Origin of the sequence: Gaiella sp., assembly GCF_039915195.1 — a bacterium.
Lineage (GTDB): Bacteria > Actinomycetota > Thermoleophilia > Gaiellales > Gaiellaceae > Gaiella.
This window is the reverse complement of the sequence record NZ_JBDSNT010000137.1, coordinates 1-7,574: the sequence shown is the minus strand read 5'-3', so window position 1 is coordinate 7,574 and position 7,574 is coordinate 1. Positions and strand designations below refer to the sequence as shown.

The following is a 7,574-nucleotide window of genomic DNA, read 5'->3' as shown; positions in this document are numbered from 1 at the left end:
GGTCTCGACCACACGCTCCTGCACGTCCGCCGTGATCCCGCCCCAGAGCGGCAGAGCAAGATTCTCGGCCGAGGCCTTCTCGGTCTCCGGGAGCGAGCCCTGCTCGTAGCCCAGGTGGCGCAGCGCCGGCTGCAGATGGAGCGGCGTGACGTAGTAGGCCGCAGACGCGATCCCGCTCTCCTTCAGCGCGGCGGCGATCCGGGCGCGCTCCGGAGAGCGGACGACGTACATGTGGTAGACGTGTCCGGGCTCGTCGAGCGGCAGGTCGGCGGCTTCGGCGAGTCCGAGCTCCGCGTAGCGGGCGGCGCCCTCGCGGCGAGAGGCGTTCCAGCCGTCGAGGTGCGGCAGCGAGATCCGAAGCATCGCGGCCTGAAGCGCGTCGAGGCGCGAGTTGGTTCCGATCAGCTCGAAGGTCTGCTTGTCGCGCGAGCCGTGGAAGCGGAGCATCCGCACGCGCTCGGCCACCTCGTCGTCGCGGCAGGCGATGAGTCCGCCGTCACCGAGCGAGAACAGATTCTTGGTCGGGAAGAAGCTGAACGTCGAGCAGACACCCTCGCTCGCGACGCCGGTGGCACCGAAGGCCTGCGCCGAGTCCTCGATCAGCGGCTGCCCGAGCGCAGCGAGCTCTACGAGCGGCGCTGGACGGCCGAAGAGGTGCACCGGCATGATCGCCTTGGTCTTCGGCGTGATCCGCGCGGCCACGTCCTCGGGGTCGAGGTTGAGGGTGACGGGGTCGATGTCGGCGAAGACCGGAGTGGCCCCCGCCCGGGCGATCGCCTCGGCCGTCGCGTAGAACGTGAACGAGGGGCAGATCACCTCGTCACCAACTCCGATGCCCATTGCCTCGAGCGAGAGGACGAGTGCATCCGTCCCGTTCGCGACGCCGATCGCGTGCGGCACCTCGAGGTACGCGGCCGACTCGCGCTCGAATGCCTCGACCTCGGGGCCGAAGATGAAGCGGCCGGATTCGAGAGCCTCAGCGAAGCGCTCCTTGAGCTCCGGGATCAGCGGCGCGTACTGCGCCTTGACGTCGACGAGAGGGATCATGCCGCCGGAGTGTACCGCGCCAGCACCGCGTCCACCGCCACATGCAGGGAAAACGCGTGGTTCAAGCGGGTGGCCGACGCCCGTAGAGCGTCAGCAACGCTTTGGTATGGCCGGAGTCGCCTACGGTCGATTCTTCCTGGTTTCTGGCCTTCCCGAACCTGACCCACGTCGGCGCTTCTCCGATCGGTCGCCGGCACGAGCCGGATGTTTGGGCCGACGGCGTTCCGTGTCTTCATAGCGTCGCGCCGGGCCACCGTTCGCCCGCGATCGTGAACCCACCGGCGGCAGGGACGAGCACCAGGGCGAAGGGCGCCGAAACCAGCAGTCGCAACGTCAATCCGCGCCGGCAGCAGCGCGCTTCTGCTTGAAACGCCAACCAAGCCAGGCGACTGCGCCGACGATGATCACGCCGACCGCAATGTCCGCGTACCGGAACGCGTGATGGAAGCTCTCCCAGTTCGCACCGGCGGCCCAGCCGATCCCGGCGAAGACGAAGCTCCAGATCGCCGATCCGAGCAGCGTCAGAACCGTGTAGCGCTTGAAGGGAGCCTCGAACATGCCCGCCGGAACCGACACGAACGATCGTATGACCGGGGTGAGACGCCCGAGGAACACCGCCCAGTCGTCCCAGCGGAGAAACCAAGCCTCGGCGCGCTCGAGCTTCTCGTGGTCGAGGTGGAGCCAGCGTCCGTGTTTCTCGAGATACGGTCTCCCGCCGCGACGCCCGATCTCCCAGCCGAAGACCGCACCGATCAGGTAGCCGACAGTGCCCGCGATCGCGATCGCGAGGTACGCCTGAAGGCCGGGCTCGAAGGTGTAGCCGAACAGGTTCACCGACGTCCCCGCGATTGCTCCCGAAGCGATCGCACCACCGTAGACCATCACGACCTCGCTCGCCGCGGGGAGCACCGCGTCGATCAGCATCAGGAGAAAGACGGCGTAGAGGCCGTAGTTCCCGATCGCCGTCGTGATCGCGTCGGTGAGCGTGCTGAGGATGGAGAAGAGCATCAGGCGAAGACTCTACTGTCGTCTGCGGCTGCTCCGACCGAAGCCGAGAGCGTCTACCTCGGCCCGACGATGCGCTGGACGCGCACGGGCTTCGAGAGCTCGATCGTCCCGAGTGCGTTCTTCGCGGTGACGCGAACGACGTACCTTCCGCCCTTGACGGCCTTCTTCGTCCGATCGAGGCCATTCCAGACGAGCGCGGGAGTGCTGGCGGGATACACCCGCCGGGCGAGGGTGCGCACGACTTCGCCGGCAGGTGTCTCGACGGTGACGACGACGCGCGCAGGCCGCGACTGCTTCCACGTGATCCCGAGGTCGCGCCCGCCGGGCGGGAGGAACAGCTTACGCGGAGCGGTCACGAGGAAGCCGACAGTCGTATTGACCGTGAAGGTCTGCGTCATCGCCGAGGGCTGCCCGAGATCGTCGACCGCGGCGACCTGCAGCTTCCAGCGGCCGTTCACAGGGGGCGTCGCGGTGCCCCCGAGTGCGACCGGCGGCGCGGCCACGGGCGGAAACGGGATGGCGAAGCTTCCCGGCTGGCGCTCCCGCGTTTCCGCAAGGGCAACGACGCCATCGGGAGCGGTCAGGGTAATGGTTATCGTGGCAGGGCGGACGAGCTTGTAGCGAAGGCTCTGCCTGTCCGCGATGCCGTCGCCGTCGGGCGAGACGACGGCGATCGTCGGCTGTACGAAGACGCCCGTGTACTCGAAGAGAAGCGCCGTGGAGATCGGCCGCTCCGCGCCGACGAGCTTGCTGAGAAGCGTTCCGTTGAATGCCATCGTCGTCGAGCCACCACCGTCGAACGCCATCGCAGTGACTGCGCCGAGACGAACCATGGCCTGAGCGAGCTCGAAGTTCGTCATTCCGACCGAGTACCCGGGTTGGCGTCCATCGACGGCGACGAGGATGATGCGTCCGTCCGCGAGCTGGCCGAGGCCGGTGCGAGGAGCGCGGGTTCCGAGCTGGAAGGGTGTGAACGTCTCGCCGGCGCGGAAGATCGCGGCCCCGTTGCGAACGATCTGAGGCCCACCGCCGATCGCGGCGACAACCCCGGGCCATTCCGGCTTGAAGATCAGGCGGGAGGTGATCTCCTGACCGACCGGCCCCTCCACTGCGAGCGCTGCTGCTACCGATCCGACGCCGACGAGCACTGCGCCGCCGAGCGGGATCGGGACGGGATCACCACCCGTTCGTACCTCGACGACCGGAGCGACGAGGTCAGCGTTCGGCACGGGCGCCGGGAGCGGGAAGAGAATCAGCGCCGTCGCGCCCGGAAGCGGAGGAGTCGTCGGTCCCCACGCCTGGGTGTAGAGCGCCGTCCCGTTGGGGGGCGGGGCCTCGTTGAAGGTGTTGAGCGTTCGCTTCGCGCCCGCGCCCTGCCAGGTGCCGAAAAAGGAGATCCGCCGCACGTCGAGCGTACCGTCCGTCATGATCCCGGCACTCGAGCGCTCACCGAAGGGTGGGCTCGCGACCTGGCCTTCGCGCATCAGAACCCCACTCGGGACCCCGGTCTTGAAGTTGAAGAAGTCGCCGTTCACGCCCGCGGACGTCACGGATCCGGCCACCCGACGCTGGATCGCGGTCAGCGTCTCCGTTCCCGTGAGCGTCTCGTTCGAGAGGGCGGGCGCGAGCGTCGTCGTCCCGCCCGGGCGCGGGCCGATCAAGACGTTGAGGGCGACCGGGCCGTTCGAGGTGAACTGGACTGCGGTCTCAAAGCTGACACCCGGCCAGAGCTCGCGCGGCTGCGCCGCCGCGGGAGCGACGAGGAGCAGTGCGGCCACTGCGGTGAGAAGGAGGCGACCCATCGACCCGTTCGAGGGTACCGACCAGATCGACCCGAGCCCGTTGGTCCTTACCGGGTGCTAACGAATCGACGGTGCCGGTCGAGAGCGACGTACCGCTCAGCGAGGGAGTTCTGCGTCGCGAGCAAACCGCAGCTCGGGAACGTGGTGGAGCTCACCGACGTCTCGCGCCATCTCGAGGAACGTGTAGAACCCGGCACGCTCGCGCGGCCCGAAGCTGTACCGAAGCTTCTCGAAGTACCGCGCGAGGAAGCCGGCGGGGTAGCCGTAGCGCTCGCTCGCTGCGTACGCGAGCTTCTCTGGCTCCGAGCGCGCGAGGCGCACCGACGCGACGAGCGCATGCTCGAGATCGGAGAGCCCGTCGACAACCGGTTCCGGGGCAGCCCAGACGGCGAACACCATCGGTAGCCCGGTCTTCTCGAGCCAGAGGCGACCGAGGTCGTAGTGGGGAGTCGGATCCTCGAAGGCGCTGCGCAGGGCCGCATCGCCGATCAGGAGCTTGGCATCGGCGTCCTCCTCGAAAGAACGGATCTCCGCGCCGGGGAGAAGGATCCGCGTCAGAACGACGGACGTGGCGCTCTCCGGCGTGACGGCAACGGAGCGCACGCGGCCGAGCGCCACACGCGTGACGAGCTGGATCGAGTCGACCGCACCCTCGGACGAAACGCAGAGGCGTGGCAGGAGCCGCAACGTTTCAGCGTTGCGCGCGTACTCGATGGAGGAGATCGGCGCGACGTCGAGATCGCCGTCGAGAAGCATCCTGTTGAGCTCCGTCGGCACGCCGGCGACCTCCTCGACCTCGTACTCGAGGCTGTGGAAGACGGGTGCCATGTTGACGTACGAGATGCGTCCGAGCTTGATCACGTGCTGCCTCGCGGGTCGTCGCCCTCGTGTGCCTCGAAGAAGGTGACGAGATTGCCGTCAGCGTCGCTGACAGCGAACTCGCGGAATCCCCACGGCTTCGGCTCGAGGGGGGCGTTCGGATGCACGATCCCGAGATCGCTGCAATGCGAATGCAGCTCGTCGATCCCCCGAACGCCGATCCGGATCATGGTCATCGAGTCCTTGGGCTCGATCTCGCTCGGACCCCAGAAGTGAACCCAGCTCTCGCCACGCCCGACGATCCCGTACTCGTCCTCGGTGTGGAAGATCTCGAAGCCGAGCTTGTCGCGGTACCAGGCGGTGCTCGCCTCTATGTCCCGCGCTGGGATGATCGGAACGGTCGTGACGAACTCCGTCGTCATGTGCTCTGACGATCGGCCGAACTCATCGCGAACCACGAATGGAAGGGCATAGCGAGCAGCGTAACTGCCCATACCCCCTCGCAGGAGCGCAGACCCCTCCCGGGTCGTTACCGTGCGTGTATGAGCGACGTGGTCTCCGGCTCCCGCACAGCACTCCTCGAGTCCCTGGTCGAGCGCTTCCCGGACGTACCGCCGGAGGCGGTGCTGAAGGAAGACCTGCTTCGCACCGGCATGGCCTTCGACGGCTCAGCGCTCAGCGATAACCTCGAGGGGGAGGTCAAGCCGAAGTCGTACTTCATCTTCTCCTTCGACCAGAAGCCCCTCGCCGACCTCGGCGAGGCGGCGTTGCGCCGACCGCCGGAGGAACTGGCGCTGACCGGAGGCCCGTTCGGCCTCCGACGAACGATCGTCTCGGTGCGCGTCAATCCGACCTCGCCGTACCGCGTCGGGCTGACGGAGAACGGTGCGCTCGGCCTCTTCGTCGACGGCCAGCCGCTCGCCGACGTCCACCTGCCGCCGATGCCGGAGTACTACCGGCACCTGCTCGGAAACGGCAAGACGGTGATGGAGACCGCACCCACGATCCAGTGGGGGTACCTGATCTACCTCACCGTTCTGCGCCTGTGCCAGTACTTCGGCGCCAAGGAGGAGTGCGGCTTCTGCGACATCAACCACAACTGGCGCCAGCACAAGCGTGAAGGGCGTCCGTACACCGGGATCAAGCCGATCGAAGATGTACTCGAGGCTCTCGCGATCATCGACCGGTACGACACCGCCGGGACGAGCAAGGCGTACACGCTCACCGGCGGCTCCGTCACGAGCTCGATCGACGGCCTCGGCGAGGCCGAGTTCTACGGCCGCTACGCACAGGCGATCGAGGAGCGCTTCCCGGGCCGCTGGCTCGGTAAGGTCGTCGCCCAGGCGCTACCCAAGGCGGATGCGCAACGATTCAAGGACTACGGGATCTCGATCTACCACCCGAACTACGAGGTGTGGGACAAGCGACTGTTCGAGCTCATCTCGCCCGGCAAGCAACGCTACGTCGGTCGTGAGGAGTGGCACCGTCGCATCGTCGACGCGGCAGAGGTGTTCGGCCCCCGATACGTGATCCCGAACTTCGTCGCGGGCGTCGAGATGGCGAAGCCGTTCGGGTTCCAGACGATCGACGAGGCGATCACGAGCACGACCGAAGGGCTCGACTACTTCATGAGCCGCGGGATCACACCGCGCTTCACCACCTGGTGCCCGGAGCCAACGACGCCGCTCGGGCGGGACAACCCCGAGGGCGCACCTCTCGAGTACCACGTCAGGCTGCTGCAGGCATACCGAGCGGCCCTGTCCCGTCACGGCCTCAAGCCACCACCCGGGTACGGTGTCGCCGGCGCCGGCTACGCCGTCTTCTCCGTGAGCTCGTTCATGGACATGCTCGACCCCGATGAGGTCACCGTCGAGGAGGCGGTGCCGGCGTGAGCAGGATCTCGGTCGACGAGGCCGCACTGCTCTGGCACGAGGCGAGCGACCACGAGCTCCGCGAGCTCGCGGGCGCCGCCCGCGCCCGGTGGCACGATCCGGACCACGCCACCTACATGGTGATGCGGATCATCAATTACACGAACGTCTGCGTCGCCCAGTGCGACTACTGCGCGTTCTACGTCCTCCCCGGGCAGGACGGCGGCTACGTCCTCGATCGTGAGGAGGTGTTCGCGAAGATCGACGGCCTCCTCGAGGCCGGCGGTGATCTCGTCGGGTTCAACGGAGGCTTCAATCCAAAGCTGCCACTCGACTACTACTGCGAGCTCTTCGCCGCCGTGCGGGAACGCTACGAGGATCGCGTCGAGTTCTACGCGCTCACCGTGGCCGAGTTCATGTACCTCGCCGACCGGGCGGATCTCTCGTACGCAGAGACCGCCGTTCGCCTACGCGACGCCGGGGTCTACTGGGTCACGGGCGGAGGCAGCGAGATCCTCACCGAGGACTTTCGCAAGCGGCACGCCAAGTTCAAGTACACCGTCGCCCAGTACTTCGAGGCGCAGCGCGCGATCGTCGAGAACGGCCTGCGGACAACGGCGACAATGGTGATCGGCTTCGACGAGACACTTGACGAGCGTCTCGAGCACCTGCAACGGACGCGAGACTTCCAGGACGGCTGCCTGCGCGACGGCCTGCCGGGGCTCTTCTCGCTTCTCTCGTGGACGTACAAGCCCTATGGCACGGCCCTCGGCGGGCGGGAGATCGAGCCTCGCGAATACTGGCGACACATCGCGCTCTCACGCATCTTCCTCGACAACGTCAAGCACATCCGGACATCTGTCCTCACGTTGAACGAGGACGCCTTCCGCGCGCTCGACTTCGGCGCGGACGACTTCGATCTGCCGATCGAGGACGAGGTGACGCAGAAGGCAGGTGCCACGATCGACCTGGATCTCGAGAGCCTGCTGGATGTACCCCGCCGGCTCGGCTACCAGGTCGAGTACCG

At 67.2% G+C, this 7,574-nt stretch carries 7 protein-coding genes; 2 read left to right on the top strand and 5 right to left on the bottom strand.

Features of this window, described 5'->3' with window-relative positions; all coding sequences use genetic code 11:
* From ABIR74_RS12670 to ABIR74_RS12650, 5 genes are all read right to left on the bottom strand, one after another.
* Positions 1 to 1,047, bottom strand: a 1,047-nt coding sequence (locus ABIR74_RS12670) for a DegT/DnrJ/EryC1/StrS family aminotransferase (protein WP_348178682.1), incomplete at its 3' end; no start/stop codon positions are given.
* Positions 1,048 to 1,380: 333 nt separating this feature from the next.
* Positions 1,381 to 2,055, bottom strand: a complete 675-nt coding sequence (locus ABIR74_RS12665) for a DedA family protein (protein WP_348178680.1) — start codon at positions 2,053 to 2,055, stop codon at positions 1,381 to 1,383.
* A gap of 53 nt (positions 2,056 to 2,108) precedes the next feature.
* The gene (locus ABIR74_RS12660; RefSeq protein ID WP_348178678.1) at positions 2,109 to 3,857 is read right to left on the bottom strand and encodes a phosphodiester glycosidase family protein; all 1,749 of its coding nucleotides are present in this window, start codon (positions 3,855 to 3,857) and stop codon (positions 2,109 to 2,111) included.
* A gap of 96 nt (positions 3,858 to 3,953) precedes the next feature.
* On the bottom strand, positions 3,954 to 4,718 hold the full coding sequence (locus ABIR74_RS12655) for a menaquinone biosynthesis protein (RefSeq protein ID WP_348178676.1): 765 nt from the start codon (positions 4,716 to 4,718) through the stop codon (positions 3,954 to 3,956).
* The gene (locus tag ABIR74_RS12650) at positions 4,715 to 5,098 is read right to left on the bottom strand and encodes a VOC family protein (protein ID WP_348178674.1); all 384 of its coding nucleotides are present in this window, start codon (positions 5,096 to 5,098) and stop codon (positions 4,715 to 4,717) included. The genes ABIR74_RS12655 and ABIR74_RS12650 overlap by 4 nt, the downstream gene beginning before the upstream one ends.
* A gap of 120 nt (positions 5,099 to 5,218) precedes the next feature.
* On the opposite strand from ABIR74_RS12650, the gene ABIR74_RS12645 reads away from it, so the two are divergent.
* Together ABIR74_RS12645 and ABIR74_RS12640 are read left to right on the top strand one after the other, a co-directional pair.
* A complete protein-coding gene (locus tag ABIR74_RS12645; RefSeq protein ID WP_348178672.1) occupies positions 5,219 to 6,568 on the top strand; it encodes a radical SAM protein in 1,350 nt (449 codons plus the stop codon).
* The coding region (locus ABIR74_RS12640; RefSeq protein ID WP_348178670.1) for a radical SAM protein at positions 6,565 to 7,574 on the top strand (1,010 nt) is incomplete at its 3' end. The genes ABIR74_RS12645 and ABIR74_RS12640, both read left to right, overlap by 4 nt.